This is a genomic window from Rossellomorea sp. YZS02, from assembly GCF_033963925.1.
In the GTDB taxonomy this organism is placed as follows: domain Bacteria; phylum Bacillota; class Bacilli; order Bacillales; family Bacillaceae_B; genus Rossellomorea.
In genome coordinates this window covers 1-17985 of the sequence record NZ_JAXBLY010000009.1, presented here as the reverse complement: position 1 = coordinate 17985, position 17985 = coordinate 1, and the positions used below count along the sequence as shown (strand labels likewise).

23 protein-coding genes are annotated in these 17985 nt (G+C 41.9%); all 23 read right to left on the bottom strand.

The annotated features are described in order from the left end of the window. Positions 1-11 precede the first annotated feature (11 nt). Entirely contained in the window at positions 12-1094 is a 1083-nt protein-coding gene (flhB, locus tag SLH55_RS10505) for a flagellar biosynthesis protein FlhB (protein WP_219168852.1), read from the bottom strand. A 1-nt stretch (position 1095) separates the two neighbouring features. Further along, positions 1096-1872: a flagellar biosynthetic protein FliR gene (gene fliR / locus SLH55_RS10500; protein WP_219168853.1), complete on the bottom strand. Its 777-nt coding sequence runs from the start codon at positions 1870-1872 to the stop codon at positions 1096-1098. A 4-nt stretch (positions 1873-1876) separates the two neighbouring features. After that, positions 1877-2146, bottom strand: coding sequence for a flagellar biosynthesis protein FliQ (gene fliQ, locus SLH55_RS10495; RefSeq protein ID WP_098351766.1), 270 nt, complete (start codon positions 2144-2146; stop codon positions 1877-1879). Positions 2147-2160: 14 nt separating this feature from the next. Continuing rightward, a complete protein-coding gene (gene fliP, locus SLH55_RS10490) occupies positions 2161-2826 on the bottom strand; it encodes a flagellar type III secretion system pore protein FliP (RefSeq protein WP_219168855.1) in 666 nt (221 codons plus the stop codon). Beyond that, a complete protein-coding gene (locus SLH55_RS10485; RefSeq protein ID WP_219168857.1) occupies positions 2819-3454 on the bottom strand; it encodes a flagellar biosynthetic protein FliO in 636 nt (211 codons plus the stop codon). The genes fliP and SLH55_RS10485 overlap by 8 nt, the downstream gene beginning before the upstream one ends. A 22-nt stretch (positions 3455-3476) precedes the next feature. After that, positions 3477-3839, bottom strand: a complete 363-nt coding sequence (locus tag SLH55_RS10480) for a response regulator (RefSeq protein WP_219168859.1) — start codon at positions 3837-3839, stop codon at positions 3477-3479. Between the two features lie 38 nt (positions 3840-3877). Then, positions 3878-5035, bottom strand: a complete 1158-nt coding sequence (fliY, locus tag SLH55_RS10475) for a flagellar motor switch phosphatase FliY (protein WP_219168861.1) — start codon at positions 5033-5035, stop codon at positions 3878-3880. Then, positions 5025-6023 (bottom strand): flagellar motor switch protein FliM, encoded by a 999-nt coding sequence (gene fliM, locus SLH55_RS10470; protein WP_219168864.1) that lies wholly within the window; start codon positions 6021-6023, stop codon positions 5025-5027. Before fliM ends, fliY begins: the two co-directional genes overlap by 11 nt. A gap of 34 nt (positions 6024-6057) precedes the next feature. Next, positions 6058-6483, bottom strand: a complete 426-nt coding sequence (gene fliL, locus SLH55_RS10465; protein WP_226674212.1) for a flagellar basal body-associated protein FliL — start codon at positions 6481-6483, stop codon at positions 6058-6060. Further along, positions 6480-6695, bottom strand: a complete 216-nt coding sequence (locus SLH55_RS10460) for a flagellar FlbD family protein (RefSeq protein ID WP_219168868.1) — start codon at positions 6693-6695, stop codon at positions 6480-6482. Before SLH55_RS10460 ends, fliL begins: the two co-directional genes overlap by 4 nt. Positions 6696-6766: 71 nt before the next feature. Then, positions 6767-7990, bottom strand: a complete 1224-nt coding sequence (locus SLH55_RS10455) for a flagellar hook protein FlgE (RefSeq protein WP_320323365.1) — start codon at positions 7988-7990, stop codon at positions 6767-6769. Between the two features lie 71 nt (positions 7991-8061). After that, positions 8062-8445, bottom strand: coding sequence for a TIGR02530 family flagellar biosynthesis protein (locus SLH55_RS10450; protein WP_320323364.1), 384 nt, complete (start codon positions 8443-8445; stop codon positions 8062-8064). Between the two features lie 11 nt (positions 8446-8456). Continuing rightward, positions 8457-9089, bottom strand: coding sequence for a flagellar hook assembly protein FlgD (flgD, locus tag SLH55_RS10445; protein WP_226674217.1), 633 nt, complete (start codon positions 9087-9089; stop codon positions 8457-8459). 8 nt (positions 9090-9097) lie between these two features. Beyond that, entirely contained in the window at positions 9098-10366 is a 1269-nt protein-coding gene (locus tag SLH55_RS10440; protein WP_320323363.1) for a flagellar hook-length control protein FliK, read from the bottom strand. Positions 10367-10395: 29 nt separating this feature from the next. Next, a complete protein-coding gene (locus tag SLH55_RS10435) occupies positions 10396-10986 on the bottom strand; it encodes a MotE family protein (protein ID WP_320323362.1) in 591 nt (196 codons plus the stop codon). 4 nt (positions 10987-10990) lie between these two features. After that, complete coding sequence (gene fliJ, locus SLH55_RS10430; RefSeq protein WP_226674221.1) at positions 10991-11437, bottom strand: flagellar export protein FliJ; 447 nt, start codon at positions 11435-11437, stop codon at positions 10991-10993. Between the two features lie 5 nt (positions 11438-11442). Then, positions 11443-12762 carry a flagellar protein export ATPase FliI gene (gene fliI / locus SLH55_RS10425; RefSeq protein WP_320323361.1) on the bottom strand — a complete coding sequence of 440 codons (1320 nt, stop codon included), beginning with the start codon at positions 12760-12762 and terminating at the stop codon, positions 11443-11445. After that, complete coding sequence (fliH, locus tag SLH55_RS10420) at positions 12759-13532, bottom strand: flagellar assembly protein FliH (protein WP_320323360.1); 774 nt, start codon at positions 13530-13532, stop codon at positions 12759-12761. The genes fliI and fliH overlap by 4 nt, the downstream gene beginning before the upstream one ends. After that, positions 13525-14538 carry a flagellar motor switch protein FliG gene (gene fliG / locus SLH55_RS10415; RefSeq protein ID WP_219168885.1) on the bottom strand — a complete coding sequence of 338 codons (1014 nt, stop codon included), beginning with the start codon at positions 14536-14538 and terminating at the stop codon, positions 13525-13527. The genes fliH and fliG overlap by 8 nt, the downstream gene beginning before the upstream one ends. 11 nt (positions 14539-14549) lie before the next feature. Beyond that, positions 14550-16148 (bottom strand): flagellar basal-body MS-ring/collar protein FliF, encoded by a 1599-nt coding sequence (gene fliF / locus SLH55_RS10410; protein ID WP_320323359.1) that lies wholly within the window; start codon positions 16146-16148, stop codon positions 14550-14552. A gap of 33 nt (positions 16149-16181) precedes the next feature. Then, positions 16182-16487, bottom strand: a complete 306-nt coding sequence (gene fliE, locus SLH55_RS10405; protein ID WP_226674227.1) for a flagellar hook-basal body complex protein FliE — start codon at positions 16485-16487, stop codon at positions 16182-16184. Positions 16488-16504: 17 nt separating this feature from the next. Continuing rightward, positions 16505-16963, bottom strand: a complete 459-nt coding sequence (flgC, locus tag SLH55_RS10400; protein ID WP_320323358.1) for a flagellar basal body rod protein FlgC — start codon at positions 16961-16963, stop codon at positions 16505-16507. Between the two features lie 2 nt (positions 16964-16965). Beyond that, positions 16966-17355 (bottom strand): flagellar basal body rod protein FlgB, encoded by a 390-nt coding sequence (flgB, locus tag SLH55_RS10395; protein ID WP_320323357.1) that lies wholly within the window; start codon positions 17353-17355, stop codon positions 16966-16968. Between the last annotated feature and the right edge of the window lie 630 nt (positions 17356-17985).

Below are 17985 nucleotides of genomic sequence, written 5' to 3'. Positions count from 1 at the left end.
CTCCTAACTGCTTACATCTGGTTTTTTATTCGGTAAACATAAGCTAAAATTTCTGCTACTGCCTTGAAAAATTCTTCAGGAACGGCATCCCCTATTTCGGCTGAATCATAGAGTGAACGTGCGAGTGGCCGGTTCTCTACCATCACGACATCGTTTTCACCTGCAATGTATTTTATTTTTTGAGCAAGGTAGTCGACACCTTTTGCCACGACATATGGGGCATCCATTTTATTTTCGTCATATTTAAGGGCAATGGCAAAATGAGTGGGATTGGTTATCACCACATCCGCTTCGGGTACTTCCTGCATCATTCGTCGCATGGCCATCTCCCGCTGCCTTTGTTTAATTTTCGACTTTATAAGGGGGTCACCTTCAATGTTTTTGTGTTCATCCTTCAAATCCTGTTTCGACATCCGAATGTTCTTCTCAAAATCATATTTCTGATAAAGAAAATCAAAAAGAGATAAGAATAATAGAGCCAACGAAGCTGCAATGCCCATTTGGATCGTTAAACTTGCCATCGTCGTCAAGGAATCCCCAACCGACTTAAAGGATAGACTCAGTACCCGGTCGATGTTCATCCAGAGGATGACAAATGTTATCGCCCCTACAAATGAAATCTTTAAGATTGATTTCATTAATTCTACAATTGCCCGCAATGAAAAGATTCGTTTAAACCCTTTTATGGGGTCGATCTTCTCCAATTTAGGCTGTAAAGGCTCTGTCGTGAACATAACGCCCACCTGTATATAATTAGCGACCAAACCGGCAAGGAGCGCAACGAGCATGATTGGTCCAAGAAGTAAGGCTATCTCCTTCATCAAGTCCATCGTGATGACGTGAACGGTATTTTCCGTAAGGTCCATGAGCATATATTCCTGAAATGTTTGATGAAACAAATCAAAAACGATATCCCCAATATAGGAAGCACTGAAAGTCAGAAATAAAAATACGGCAAGAAGGATGATGGCTGTATTGACATCCTGGCTTTTCGCCGTTTGACCTTTCTTTCTGGCGTCTTCCCTCTTTTTCGGGGTCGCTTTCTCTGTCTTTTCCCCACTGAAAAACTGTAAGTCTAATGATAGCCACTGCAATTTACGTGCCTCCAATAATTTTCATTAAATCTCTCATGGTTACAAACATCATTTCAAACAACTGCTGCACGACAGCAAACGTGACCCCCATGACTATGAACAATACGATAAACGCTACGGCAATCTTAATAGGAAAACCCACGACGAATACGTTTAACTGGGGTACGGTCCGTGCTACGATTCCCAGTGCCACGTCTACCAGGAATAATGTAGCGACCACAGGAACGGACATTTGGAAGGCAATGACGAACATGGAATTAAAGGCCGAAATGACGTAATCGGCTAAGTTCTCATTACCAAATGGAATCCACGGCCGGTCGATGGGAATTAATTGATAGCTATAGAAGATCCCATCGAGTAATAGATGATGACCATTAAGGGCAAGCAATAGCAATAGGGCGAATGTATACAGATATTGTCCTGTCAAAGGACTTTGGGCACCTGTTTGAGGATCAATCACGTTTGCAATGGCAAAACCCATCTGAAAATCTATGAATCCCCCTGCAATCTGAATGGCAGACACAATCATATAGGCAACAAAACCGATCAACAGGCCGACCATGGCTTCTTTCATGATCAATAAGAAGTACTGGCCATTGATTTCAAAAGCCTTTGAATCAATGGTGTAATACATCACCCAGGAAAGCACAACTGAAAAGGCGATCCGGTGCTGTGCAGGTATATTTCGGTATGAAAATAACGGCATCGTGACAAAAAATGCCGAAACCCTGACAAACACGAGCAGGTATACCGATAGAACGGGTACGAGTTCAGCCATTCTCTTACCCTACGAACCTTGTTAAATCCGAAAAAATTTGAGATGTATATGTCACAAGCTTTGTTAACATCCACGGTCCAAAGAAAACAATACCGATCATGACGGCCACAATTTTCGGGATGAATGCAAGTGTCTGTTCTTGTATTTGTGTTGTGGCCTGGAATATACTGACAATTAACCCGACAACAAGGGCCAAAAGCAACAATGGCCCTGACACGATGAGAGTTACGTAAATTCCCCTCTCTGCTATGGCAATTACGGATTCAGCATTCATTGAAACTCACCTACTTAAAAGCTTTGTAAAAGAGATTTTATTACTAAATACCAGCCGTCCACTAAAACAAACAGTAAAATTTTGAACGGCAGGGAAATCATGACTGGCGGAAGCATCATCATCCCCATGGACATAAGGACACTTGCTACGACCATGTCGATGACCAGGAATGGAATGAAAATCATGAAACCGATTTGAAACGCCGTCTTGATTTCACTTAATGCAAAAGCCGGCACTAAGGATGTAAGCGGAATATCTTTCACAGACTCCGGGCGTTCAGCCCCGGAATATTCCAGAAATAACTCCAAATCCTTTTGTCTTGTCTGCTTACTCATAAACTCTTTAAATGGTATCGATGCCTTATCATAAGCTTGTTCCAGATTGATTTCCTCATTAAACAAAGGAGTCAGGGCTTCATCATTCACCTCTTGGAAAGTAGGAGCCATAATAAAGAATGTAAGAAATAAAGAAAGTCCAATTAACACTTGATTTGGCGGCATTTGCTGTGTGGCAAGTGATGTCCGTACGAATGACAGGACAATCATGATCCGGGTAAATGAGGTCATCAATATCAGAATACTTGGTGCGAGCGATAAGACGGTGAACAGCAATAACAGCTTTACACTCGTGGAAACATTATCTGCCGAACTGCTGTTAAAAAACTCCATGAATTCATTCATCTGAATGATTCCCCTTGTTCTTTAACTCTTCAAGCATCTTTTTTCTTCCCTTGTTCATTTCCTCAAGCTGGGATTTCAACTGTGACTGAAATGAGCTTTCAGCGGATTTAGGAGCTGTCCCCTTGAGCTTCGTCATCAAGCTTGATATCGTTGTTTTAGCGATAGGAATTTGGGGTTCTTTATAGTAAGAGAGAATCTCTTCTTTTTCCCCCTCATCCTTTACCTCTTTTAAAAGCTGTATGTCTTCACCTACACCGAGTACGAGTACCTGTTTGCCTACCTTTACAATCTGGACGGAGCGATTACCTCCAAGAGGGGCTCCGCCTAAATGATTGATTAACTTTGTCTGTTGAAACGATCTTCCCTTTTGATTGATGAACTTCAATAATAAATAAATGAGTGCCACGACAAAGACCAGGGCGATGATCATCTTAAGGTAATCTACAAACGTAACGGAAGTGGCGATTCCTGTTTCTGAACCATCCCCTCCATTCGTTTGTTGCCCACTGCATGTATCCGGATGTTCAATGCAGTCCTTCACATTATTCACTTCTGCATGTGCTGTATGTTGCACGGATCCAACCAATAGGAAGAACAGAATGCTTATTAGAATTTGAAACTTTTTCAATACATGCACCTTCTTATTGATGTTAGCTTAACGCTTTCTGAATCGCTTCAATGACGCGATCGGCCTGGAACGGCTTTACGATAAAGTCCTTCGCCCCCGCCTGGATGGCATCGATGACCATGGCCTGTTGTCCCATAGCGGAACACATGATGATTTTCGCACCGGCATCAATCGCTTTGATTTCTTTCAGAGCTGCGATTCCATCTTTTTCGGGCATTGTAATATCCATGGTGACAAGGTCCGGTTTTAATTCTTTATATTTATCGACAGCCTGACTTCCATCCGCTGCTTCTCCTACTACCTCAAACCCATTTTTTGTTAAGATATCCTTGATCATCATTCTCATAAAGGCTGCATCATCCACAATAAGAATTTTATTTGCCATTATCTTCATCCTCCATCATCTAATTAAGAATCATTTCATTACTTTAATTTTTTTATTCGATCACTTTGACTGACGATGTCCGTAATCCGGACGCCAAAGTTTTCATCAATCACAACGACTTCTCCCTTGGCCATCAGCTGGCTGTTCACCAGTATATCCACCGGTTCTCCGGCTAACTTATCCAGTTCGATGATCGATCCTGAAGATAATTCCAGGATGTCCCTCACTGATCGGTTTGTTCTCCCTAGCTCCACTGTTACCTGAAGGGGGATGTCCAATAACATATTTAAGTTTTTGGTTTCCTGCTGTCCTAGGCCAGCCGGTTCAAAGCTGCTAAATGTAGCAGGTTGCACATTTACTGGCTCAGTGTACGATCCTTGGCCACCTAAATGCTGTGGATGCGACTGTGTTCTGTCTGAAGTTTCCTGAGCATGATGATCTAATGATTCTGGTGCTCTATTAGGTGCGTCCACAGGCGAAGCTGCAACTGCCACTTCTTCCTCAGCACCACCATTCATCAATTCATCTACAAGGCTTCTGGCAAAACTTAACGGCAGTAACTGCATGATATTAGAATCGATCAGATCTCCAATCTTTAAAGAAAAAGATACCTTTACAAGAAGATCCTGATCCGGCAGATTCTCCTCACCTTCGCCTTGTGGAATATACATAAGATCAATAGACGGAGGTGAAATATCAACTTTCTTGCTGAATACCGTCGACATGGATGTAGCAGCAGAACCCATCATTTGGTTCATGGCTTCCTGGACAGCACTGAGCTGAATTTCACCTAAATCACCCGATGGATTTCGGCCATCCCCACCAAGCATCAAATCGGCAATGATTGAGGCATCCGATTGTTTAATCACCAGTAAATTCACTCCGGAAAATCCTTCAGTATATTTAACTTGGATGGCTACATATGGATGTGGGAATTCTTCCTCTAAATAATTCTTATTAATAATGGATACTTTAGGGGTCGTTATCTCTACCTTCTGGTTAAGCAATGTGGAAAGTGCTGTTGCTGAACTCCCGAAAGATATGTTCCCGATCTCACCTAAAGCATCTTCTTCCATCGAGCTGATATAATCACTCATATTGATCTCTTTACGGTCTTCTATTGCTTCTTCAGGCTCTGCTGATCCTCGAAGCAATGCATCTATTTCATCTTGCGATAACATATCATCACTCATCATCGTCTTCTCCCCCCTTCAATGAATCTAATATTTGGACAGCCATTCTTTTATTTGATTTACCTGGCTGAGCCGTAAACTTAGGAATCTCACCCACTCGAATAGTCAAAGGATCATCGATTCGTGTTTTCATTTCAATGACATCACCGATTGAAAGCATAAGGAATTCCTCAATCGTAATATCCGATTGGCCTAATTCAGCGACAATCGGTACATGCGCCTGCTTGATTCTTCTTTCAAGAAGAGCGGTGTCTTCAGGGTTACTTTCCTTCCGTTTTGACTCCATCCAATAACTGCCTGATAGCTTCGGAAGAATGGGCTCCAATACAACGTGGGGAATGCAAATATTGATCATTCCACTCGTTTCGCCTATTGTTGTATTCAACGAAATGACCACTACGGTCTCATTGGGAGAGACCATTTGTAGAAACTGAGGATTTACTTCAAATTCTGCAAATACCGGATCAACATCCACCACTGTGCTCCAAGCTTCTCTGAGATTCTCAAACGCTTTTTCAAATAATTGGCTCATGATCCTGGTTTCAATTTCAGTCAATGACTCAACCTTATTGACGCTGACCCCTTTTCCACCCATCACACGGTCCATCATGGAATAAGCAATATTCGGATTGATTTCCATGAGGATCCTTCCGTCAAGCGGCGGCAGTTCATACACATTCAAGATTGTCATTTTCGGAACGGAACGTATGAATTCTTCATAAGGAATTTGATCGGCAGAAGCCACGTTTATTTGAACATATGTTCTTAATTGGGCAGAAAAATAAGTCGTTAAAATTCTTGCAAAGTTCTCATGGATTCTGGTCAGACTTCTGATTTGATCTTTGGAAAACCGAAGTGCCCTCTTAAAATCATATACTTTGACTTTTTTCTCTTCTTCTTCTTTCTTGAAATCATCCGCACTCATCTCCCCTGTGTTCAGGGCAGATAACAATGCGTCAATTTCGCTTTGAGACAATATTTCACTTGCCATCTCTCCACCTCCAAACCTTCCACTCGCTGGTGTCTCATTGAATCATCATAGAGGTGATATACACTTTTTCTACTGCGCCTTCCTGCATAAGGGAGTTCACTTTGTCTTTCACCTTGGTTTCGACCAATTCTTTACCTTTTTTCCCTTGCAGTTCTTCCGCTTTCAATTCTGAAAGCTCTTCTATGATAATATTATTTACCTGAAAGTCTCTCTTTTCTAATTCTTTCTTTGCTTTCTTGCTATCCGTCTGAATTTTAAAAGAAATCCGGATAAAATCGTTGCTCATTAAATTCGTTGTCGTTTCAGGTATATCCACCGAGTTTTCTATCACTTCCTCAATGGAAGGCCCTTTTGCCTTCTCTTCCCCTGAAAACTTAAGAATGACAACCAAGGCAATAACACCGACGAGGGTTATGGTCACCAATGAAATCATCATGATGGTAAGGGCTTTACTCTTCAATTTTTACTCCCTCCCTCCTGTTGTAAATTCAGTAGATTCGCTTTTTGGTAGAAAGAAAGTGACAGGGCATCCACCTCGTCCACTGTTTCTTTCACAACATACCGTCTACCGTTCGTTAACAGGATGGTCGTATCAGGAAACGCTTCGATTGTTTCTATGTATAGGGCATTTAACGTAAACGATTTACCATTCAGTCTTGTTAAAGTAATCAATAGTTTTTGGGACTGACTAAGCGGATCAGCTGCTTACCGATCAGTCAGTCCCTTCCTCCCTTAAGTACGTATTATCGCTTCAAGTTTACAAGCTCTTGCAGGATTTCATCTGACGTCGTGATGATACGCGTGTTTGCCTGGAACCCACGTTGTGCAGTAATCATTTCCGTGAATTCTTCGGAAAGGTCTACGTTTGACATTTCAAGAGATCCGGATTGGAGTGACCCGCGTCCATCTCCTGCAACCCCCTGATTCGGAAGACCTGAGTTGTTCGAAGCCTGAAACAGATTGTTTCCTGCTTTCGTCAACCCACCGGGATTGGAGAAAGTAGCCAACGCCAATTGGCTCAGCACTCTTACTTCACCGTTTGAAAACACTCCGTTCACTTCACCGGAAGAACCGATATTGAAGCTTTCCAGATATCCCTCTGAGTTTCCATCAACAGTATCTACGTTAGCAGAAGAGGAGCTGTCGAACTGAGTGATTTTAGAGAAATCCAGGTCAATAGTTTGTGTCTGAGTTCCACCTGTTTGATTATCTAATGTAATAGGAAACGGCATCTGAGAAGTCATTTTCCCTTGCTCGTCGAAAGTCAATGAAGTCGTTTGACCTTGAGACAATGTAACATCATTTGTAAGACTGGAGATCGTAACACCCCATGTATTCTGGGCTGTCTTCGTCATTAATAATCTAAGACTGATATCCTTACCGAGTGAATCCTTTACTTTGGTTTCCAGCTCCACTTCTGTTCCATTTGGGGCACTGGACTTCAAATTCCCATTGTAGGTAGCTTCTGTTGTCGCTTGTGGTGCCATGGTCGTATTCGTATCAATTTTAATATCCTCAGCACCGCTTTTATTGACTTCACCAGCAGCATTAACTGGATACCCCTGCACCAAATTCCCTTGACCAGTCACAAGATTTCCATTTGAGTCCAAATAAAAGTTTCCTGCACGGGTGAACATTTCGTTGTTTCCTTGTCTGACAACGAAGTATCCGTCTCCTGAAATGGCGACATCCAGGGATCTTCCTGTCGTCTGAAGGCTCCCCTGTGTCTGAATGGTATCAATGGAAGATAAGGAAGATCCCAGACCCACTTGCTTTGCATTCTGACCTCCACGGTTAGCAGTTGCTCTACTGGCACCGGACACGGTCTGGTTCATGAGATCCTGGAACGTCACCCGGCCTTTTTTATAACCGTACGTATTCACATTTGCAATATTATTACCAATGACGTCGAGTTTTGTTTGAAAATTTTTCATTCCACTTATACCTGAATACATTGAACGTAGCATGAATGTTTTCCCCTTTCGTATGAGCTGCTTCAGTCATTCCACAGCGTTAGGCTTCCTTTTTCAGGTCCGGCCTATGAATCAATTAATATCGTACCGTTAATATTCGTGAAAATTTGAGAATAAGCTTCTTCTCTGTCCAATGCCGTGATCACTGTTTGATTCTTAGCACTTACAATCAAGGCAGCGTCCTTCAATATCACGAGAGAATCCTTTACGCCTTTCCCTTTTGCCTCATTCACTCTCTTCCCGATTTCACCCCAGGTCTCCTTAGAAATGGAAATCCCTCTTTGTTCCATCCTCACCTTCGCATGTTTACTTATTTGTATTGGACGTACGTCTTGAATCGCTTCGTCCAATTGAGCTGAAAAAGACGGGCTTGCAGATCGATTAACTGCTTTCTTATGGTACTGAGGTGTGATAGGTTGCGGTGAGCGATGAATATACGTCTTTTCCATTCAACCACTCCCTATGATTCAATTTTTATCAATGCTTCACTGGAGATTTTCTCTCCCTCGACTGTATGAACCCAGATTTGTGAGTCTTTCTTTGAGACAGACTGAACCACTCCGCCGAGCTCGCCTTCTTCCCCGTTCCATGTCACTTTTTTACCTATTAACAAGGAAGCACTTACGAGTGAAGAATCTCCGCTGCCTTCAGTATTCACTTGAGATATATTTCCCGGAGTCAATATTGTTCCGTCTTCCATAATGAATTCTACAGAATCCCCCTTAAAGCGGACACCTTTCACAAGACCTTGTCCTTCTTGAATTTCTGGAGTTTCAGTCGATTCCGATTCGATGATTTTATGCCAAGTGACTTGTTTCCCTACAAATTGATTGTAAGCGATCAATTGTGTTTGGCTTTGATTGTCCACGAACTTCTCCATCGTTTGAGTCAAATTCGTCATTTGCTCCAATGAAGAAAATGTAGCCATCTGAGCGATGAAATCCTTATCTTGCATCGGATTTAATGGATCTTGATTCTGCAATTGAGTCATGAGGATTTTCAGGAAATCATCTTTCCCTAAAATGTCCTTTCCTCCTTCACGTTGCTTCGTTTGAAGGGTGGAATACAGTAAATTCGGATCGATTTTCGTCATGTCATCACCTATATTTCGGTATTTACGAGGTAATCCTTAAAGGATTGCTCCCCTTCTTCCTGGGTCATGCCAGGTTGTTCAGATTGTGGCTGTTTATGATGTTGTGAGGACTGTTGCTGCGATTGCCCTTTATTCTGTCGCTCCGTGTCTGAGAGTGTCTGCGATATCTCTATCTTCTCCACCTGCAGATTCTGAGACGAAAGCGCATGCTTCAAGCCTTGAATTTGAGAATCCAGCATTTCTTTTGCATTGGAGGTTGAAGCCAATATTTTGGCTGTCATCACACCGTTGTGCTGAAGAAGCTCAATTCTTAATGATCCTAATTGCTCCGGGTAGAGTTTAATCAATAATTTACTCATGTTTGGCTGAGACACCATGTTGGACTTACTGAGAATATTCTGGAATTCTTTCACAAATTGCTCATATTGAAGGGACTTATTATTTGGCGCAAGGTTCATTGAAAATGTTTCAATCTTGGGAAGGGAAAAGTGAACTTGATTCCCCTGTACTTGGATGCTTTTCTTTTCTATGGCGTTTGCCTCTGCTTCAGCAGGTTGGGTATCCGCTTCAAACGCTTGGCGGGTATAAGCTTCTTTTAGGAGACGTGACCAATCCTTTGATTGATTAACCATTCCTGTTAATATACTTTCAATTCCTTTTTGCAGGTTCTTCATCAGCTCTTTAAGTTCATTTGCTTTTGATGCTTCCGTGATGTGCATATCACGACTTTGAGTGAATAATTCAATCACCTTAGCCAGTCTGATGACATCCTCTACACGCCCCTGGCCTTCTCCCTGTCCTCGGGGGTTATCTTTCTTCATCAAGCCTTTTATATCATTCGTAATGTGAGATTGCAGAAGCTGCAGTGTTGCAAGCAGGATGTCATAATCGTCTTCTCCATCAGCCTGAGGTCCTGCTGTCTCCGTTCCTAATATCGCAGTTTGCAGTTCAGAATAAAGTGCTTTGATTTCCTCTACATTCACACCTATCATTTCAGCGATCTGACTTATATCCAGCTCTTTTACTTTTGCCAGATCATCTATCTGCTGAGACGTAAGACCGATACCTGCAAGATCAACACTACCAATAAGATCTTCGAGGTTAATGAGAAAGGTCTCTGAATCTTGCTTCGTTATTGGGGTCTTCATTACATTCTGATTGGAAACAAACCCCAGAAGATGGCTAGAGAATCCTTCAATATCTGCCTTTGGAAGCGTCGACTCCTGGCTCGAGACTTTTATTGAATTTACCCTCTGAACACCGATTCCTATTTCCATCATGTCACCTCCTTTACATACAAGCTAATTCATTCATCGGTCGAAAGAAGCCCTGTATATCTTGCAGCATCTTCCGGTGGCATTTTTTCCAGTATATCTGCAAGCGTATCTGGTTTGATGCTAGAAAGAATCTTCATCGCCTCTTCATCTTCCATCTCCATGAGAACAGGGGCTGCGCTCTTTGCAGACATCGCTTCGAATGTGCTTACGACTTCTTTAAATGCACGCTTGTTTTCTTCACCAATCTGACGTAGTTCTTCAAGCTCCCCTTTCTGCTGCTGAATGGTTGCCTGGAGTTGTTCGTTACGATTATCCTTTTGATCCAATTCGCTTTGAAGCTGGGCCATTTTAGCTTCTTGATCTTCAATGGTGGCATTTAAAGTGAGAATCTTCTCTTGTAATTGTTTTTGGTCCTCAACATCATTTGAAGGGATGACCTTGGCCAGGAAAGGAATTTCCGAGCTTAATGATTGTGCCTTTTCAAAAATATTGATCCCTGCAAACGTCATGATGACCAACGCGAAGGTGATTGCAAACAAGAGAGGAATGATGATGATGAAAATGAATCTTTGAAAACGACTGTACGAATCTTTCTTTTCCTCTTCTATTACCTTTGCCATGAAATCACCTTACTCCCCGTTTCATATATTGGGCGACGGACACTTCGTCTAACTGCTTATTTTCTGCAAATTGGATATTCTCCAGGAAACGCTTAAAATCTTTTTCTTTCATCTTTTCATATTTCTTGACTTCAACATTCATATCCACTAGCTTCTCTTCGTACCAATTCATCCGATTTCTCGCTTGTATCACGAGATCCTGATAATAAGAAATGGTTTTCTCAAGATTGGTGATGAATTGTTGATGGTGACGAATATCCTGAACAGATAATCCACCCTGTAATTTTGTTTCCTGTAGATTCTCAAGGGACTCTTTCTTTTTCAAAAATTCATAAAGCTTCTCGGCAACTTTTTCAAATTTTTCGATTGATCCCCTGTACATCTCCTGTACTTCATCTTTTTCTTTTTCTTTCAACGTTAAAATCCTTTGGAACTTATACTGATAACTCATTTGAATCATCCACCTTTTTCCGATAGCTTGATAAGCTCATTAACACTTGCAGGAAGAGATATCTGTTCATATACCCCTTGCTTCAGGAAAGAAATGATTCCCGGATAATAGTTAATGGCTTCATCCACTTCACGGGAGGTCCCTTTTTTATAGGCTCCGATTTGAATCAAATCTTCCGAATTCATATACGTACTCAATAACTCCCTAATTCTGGTGGCAGCATGTAAATGTTCTTTTGAAGCCAGGTGATTCATCAATCTGCTGACACTTTTAAGAATATTGATTGCCGGGTACTGCCCTCGATTAGAAATTTGACGGTCCAGTACGATATGACCATCGAGTATCCCCCTCACTGTATCCGAGATGGGTTCATTTAAGTCATCACCATCAACCAGGACCGTATAAAATGCCGTAATGCTCCCATTAAGGTTGGTTCCTGTTCTTTCGAGTAACTTTGGTAATATCGCAAAGACTGATGGAGTATATCCTTTGGTAGTAGGTGGCTCCCCCACCGCCAGTCCGATTTCCCTCTGTGCCATGGCTACCCTGGTGGCAGAATCCATCATCAGCATGACGTCCATGCCTTTATCACGGAAATATTCCGCAATCGCAGTTGCTGTGAATGCTCCTTTTATTCTCATGAGTGCAGGCTGGTCAGATGTAGCGGCCACAACAATGGTTCGTTTAAGCCCTTCTTCACCTAAATCTCTTTCGATGAATTCTCTCACTTCCCTGCCACGCTCTCCTACAAGTGCAATCACATTCAAATCCGCTTTCGTATTCCTCGCAATCATTCCTAGCAATGTACTTTTTCCGACACCGCTACCGGCGAAAATCCCAACTCTCTGTCCCTTTCCAACTGTCAACATACTGTCGATGGCTTTGACACCAACCTCCATTTTTTCATCGATTGGAGGTCTGGATAAGGGATTAGGTGGTTCCTGTTCCGTATAAGTTGTGCTTAACCCTGACGGTAATTGACTGCCATCGAGGGGGTGTCCCAGGGAATCGATCACTTTTCCAATTAAAGATGGGCCAATCTTGATTTCCAAAGGCTTTGATGTTGCCTCTACTAGACTTCCTGGTGAAATATCCTGCATGTTTGTGTAGGGCATAAGGATGACTAAATCATCATTAAAGCCGACAACTTCCGCCTGGATCACTTTTTGCTTGCCCCGGGAGATAATATGGATGTGACACACTTCGCCTACAGAACTTTCAGGACCTTGTGACTCGATCATCAACCCTACAACCCGCTTCACTTTTCCATACTTCTTGAAAGTCGGAATGTGGGGGATATGTGCTATAAGATCTGCTGCTTTCATCCCGAATCACCTTCCAGGAGATGGTGTAGCTTCAGCTTTAATTCATTTAATTGAGAATCGATGCTGATCATGACCCGTCCCTGATTGGTTTCAATGTAACATTCATCCGGTCCGAGATCTTCGTTTGCATAAATGAAGCATTGAATATCGGTCGGGAACATCACTTCGAGTTCTGATTTATTCTGTGCAAGAAGCACATGTCGGGAAGGGTGAACATGTATTTGGATGTGTGGTAAATCCCTCACTTCCTTCAACCCCCGTTTTACGATAGATAGGAATACATCTGGTTCTTCATTAAGCTTTTGATTCATGATTTTCTCTGCACTTGTGAGCCCAAGGCTGAGAATCACTTGCTCTGCCCTCTGGATATAATCTTCATATTGTTCCTTGTTCCAGTCGGCTATTGTATTGGCTTCCTGCAGTTTGGCCTGATATTCTTCGTAGCCTTTCCTTTTTCCTTCTTCTTCTCCTTGAAGAAACCCTGCGTTATAAGCCTCCTGCATAAGCTGCTCACGTTCTGTTATCCAGTTTTCCTTTTCATACAGCAAGCGCTCTTGTTCTTTTTCGGCATTTTCCCTGGCTGCCCCGATGATTCTCTCTGCTTCAATGGTCGCTTGCTCTATGATCTGATCTCTACGCAGAGAAGCATTTCCAATGAGCATACTCTCCTCTGGGGTTGCCTCACCTGTTGGCTTGAATTTCTTGAGGGAAATGACTTTTTGGTTTTCCCCATCACTTTGAGCTAAAGTAGACTTTATGATCCTAGACAATAATATCGTCCCCTCCACCACGGGCAATGATGATTTCACCTGAATCCTCTAATCTTCTTATTACTGCTACAATCCGTGACTGAGCTTCTTCTACATCACGCAAACGCACCGGCCCCATGAATTCCATCTCTTCTTTGAGGGTTTCAACCATACGATTGGACATGTTCCTGAAGACCACTTCTTTCACTTCGTCACTTGATACTTTAAGCGACAAAAGAAGATCTTCATTATCACAATCACGTATGACCCTTTGAATGGAGCGTCCGTCCAGGGTAACAATATCTTCAAAGACAAACATTCTCTTTTTAATTTCCTCTGCCAATTCGGGATCTTGAATCTCCAAGGCATCAAGGATCGTTTTCTCTGTAGAACGATCCACCCCGTTCAACACTTCTACTACAGCTTCCACTCCACCGGTTTGGGTGTAATCCTGAGTGACTGTCGCTGAGAGTTTACGCTCGAGAATGGCTTCAACCTCGCTGATCACTTCTGGAGAAGTACCATCCATCACTGCAATACGTCTTGCGATATCCGCCTGGACTTCCTGTGGTAGTTCAGAGAGGATCTGGCCTGCCTGCTGTGGGTCAAGATAAGACAGAATCAGAGCAATCGTCTGAGGATGTTCGTTTTGGATGAAATTAAGAATTTGAGCAGCATCCGCTCTCCTTGCGAAATCAAAGGGCTTGACCTGCAATGATGAGGTCAGGCGATTTATGATGGCTGAAGCCTGATCAGAACCCAGCGCCTTTTCCAATACAGTTTTGGCATAGCCGATCCCACCTTGGGAAATATAGTCCTGGGCGATGGCAATATGATGAAACTCTTCTAAAATCTCTTCCTTCGCTTCCGTTTCTACCTTCTTCACTCCAGAAATCTCCAAAGTCAATTTCTCGATTTCTTCTTCCGACAAATGCTTGTACACAGATGCAGAAACATCAGGACCAAGGGAGATCAGGAGAATGGCTGCCTTTTGTTTACCTGTTAAGCCTTTCTCTCTTCTAACCATGTTCATCCCTCCTAATCCTCTGCTAACCAGGTGCGTAACAATTTCGCAAATTCATCTGGTTTATCTTTAGCCATTCTTTCAAGCTGCTTCCTGCGAATCGAGCCCTCTGTTTCTTCTTTTGGCTCGATATCGGGTATATGCACAGGCTCCCTTGTTTCTTCGTATTCCATTTCTTCCAACGAATCTTTCTTACGGGATCGCATTAAGAAAAATACCAATAGGAGAATCACCACTAGCAGAATGCCCCCAATAACGTATGTCCACCATGGCAGGAAAGGTTTCACTTTAGATGGGGCATCCACTTTTCCATTAAATGGTTGGACAGAGACTACCACTTTATCCTGGATTGCTTCGTCTGTCAGTTCAGGGTTTGCATCTTTGTCAATGGACGTTCGGACGATCGTAGACAATACTTGGCGTATATCATCGACCCGATCCTGCGGTAATGACGTTTTTTCTTCTGGGTTAGGCGGTTCCACCATGACTTGAATCCCAAGATCCCTTATTTTATATGGGCTTTCTACGATTTCTTTTTTTATGCGATTAACTTCGCTGTTAATCGTTTCTTCCATTCGCTCATAGTCACCATTAGATTCTGAGCTGGAACCGTATGTAACCCCGCTGTTGGTCGGTTCATTCCCATCTCCCGCTCCTGCAGTGCCTCCTGGATTGGCTCCTTCTCCAGAGAAGGTTTCAGTGATTCGCTGTGCACTGACAGCGATACCTTCCATGTTTTCTTTATCGACAGGCTCCACTATGTTTGCTTCACTGGTTTCCTGGGTAAAGTCAATGTCAGTGGTAACGGAAACCACTACCTTGTTAAAACCGATCAGTGTACCGAGCATATTCTGTACCTGTCGTTGAATATCCCGCTCAACCTCTTTCTTTACATTCATTTGTTGAGCAAAATTACCGCTTCCCGTAGAATTATTTTCAGATTCTAAATCAAAATACTCAAAATATTGATTCATGATGACGATATTCTCAGTAGGGAGGTCTGGGACACTTTTCGAAACAAGGTGATAAAGTGATTTGATTTGCTTCGGATCAAAAGTGAAACCAGGCTTTGTATCCAACACGATGGATGCAGATGCATTTTGAACATCATCACTTAAGAAAATTTCTTTCTCTGGAAGATTAATCATGACTTTAGCATCCTGGATTCCATCAATTCCCTTCATCAAATTCGCCAATTCAGTTTGCATGGCATCCAGCTTCATAACGTTAAATTCATTATCTGTCATACCGAACCCGGCATTTTGACTAAAAAAGGTGTAGTCGATGCTTCCGGAGTTGGGGATCCCCTCTGCTGCAAGTTCAACTTTCAGGGTATCCACTTGTTCCTTTGGTACCATGATGGTCGATCCACTATCAGTAATTTCAGAAGGGATTCCTCTGCCATCCAAATTTTCTTTAATGGTTCCCGTTTCAGATGGAGACAAATTACTATACAAAGGTTCGAGTTTCGTTCTTGTTGTAAAATAACTCATCGCCCCGATAAGTATGACTGATAGCAGGAAGATGGATCCCATACTTATTTTTTGTTTTCTGGTTCTACTTGTCCAATACGTCTTTATCTGTTCTGTATATTTCTTAAACGATTCATTCATTACAATCCTCCGGTACTCGACTGCATGAGTCTACTACATTGGCATTCTCATAATCTCTTGGTAGGCTTCCACTACTTTGTTACGCACTTCCATCGTCGTTTGCAGGGTGATACTCGCCTTTTGTGAAGCAATCATCACTTGATGAAGGTCAACATTTTCACCCCTGACAAGTTTTTCCGTTAATTGATCCGACTGCACCTGCATCTTATTGACTTCATCGATTGAATTTTTTAATAACTGACTGAAATTCCCGGATCCATCTGCAGGGGAATTATTTTTTTTTGCAAGTGACGGACTAATAATCCCAGGTGATATCGAATTAATTTGATGAATTGCCATAGAATTAAAACCTCTCTCTATTTACCAATTTCTAATGACTTCATTAACATCGCTTTATTTGCATTAAAGACAGTTACATTTGCTTCATACGAACGCGTTGCTGAAATAAGGTCCACCATCTCTCTCAATGGATCGACATTCGGCAGACTGACATATCCCTCATCATTTGCATCGGGATGTTCTGGATCATAGACCATTTTAAATGGAGTTTGTTCATCTTCCTCAATCCTTGATACTTGCACGCCTCCGGCTGTGTGACCGTCTCTCGTATTCATCGCCTGGTTCAAGAAAGATGAAAACTGATTTCCCTTCGGCTCCATTACCACAGACTTCCTTTGGTACGGCTGCCACTCGCCATCCACCATTTTCCCTCTTGTTGTGTCGACATTCGCCATATTCGATGAAATGACATCCATTCTTAACCGTTGGGCGGTAAGTGCGGAAGCGGTTGTATTCATACCCGTAAACAAGGTCATGATCATTTTCCTCCTCTTATGACTGATTGGAGACTGTTAAACTTTCCATTTATCCTGTCAGTCAGGGCATTGAAATAAATCTGGTTCGTTGCCATCTCTGACATTTCCTGATCCATGTCCACTCCATTGCCATTATGGTTATATTGAAATGCTGACTTCGTCTTGACTGAAGGATGTTGACTATCAGAACGAAAGGAGAAGTGGCGTTGATTTGTTCTCTTAGCATCAAATTGTTGAAGGGACTGATCAAAAAACGTCTTAAACTCTACTTCTTTTGCTTTATAATTTGCAGTATCAGCGTTCGCGATATTTTGAGAAATGACTTTCTGATTTAATGAGGCATAATTCAGCCCGTTTTCCAGCGTATTGATTGTATTGGAAAAAAGTTTCATGGTAGGCACCTCTATCCGTATTTTGACATGAATCAACTATTTTTGACATATTTAGCATACAACAGTATTTATTGTAATGTTTAGCAACATTAGTGTCTATGAATATTCCGTAAATTTTCTTGAAAGAGATGGATAATCATCAATTTCGTGACTTTTAATTCACTTTTATCCCTTAAATTCCCATGGTTGTTTTTAACATAAATAAATATATTTTACTTTTATTGTTACATTAACGTTACAAGAGGTAGTGGGTTCAAAAACGTCACCAGCATAAATACTTTTAAAATGGCACAAGAAAAACATCACCTTTCTTCAGGTGAATGCATTATTCTTTCAATCTGGAAACATTAGTCTCTCTATGTCGAAATGAGTCGTAATATTGTTGTAACTTTATTGTACTATCCGTACAATAGATGACAATACCAAAAGAACGATTGCCAGTAGTTCATTCGACTTATTTTCCCTAAACAGTCTGACATTTCAATTCTTTCAGCCTACATATGCTAACTTGATAAGAGGTTGTTCACTCGGGTGCTGCTTAATCATGTCCTTATAACTCAAAAAAAAAGAGGCTGGGACAAAACCCTCCTCTGAAATGAAAAAGCCGGTGAAATTTTACAAAAAGTAAAA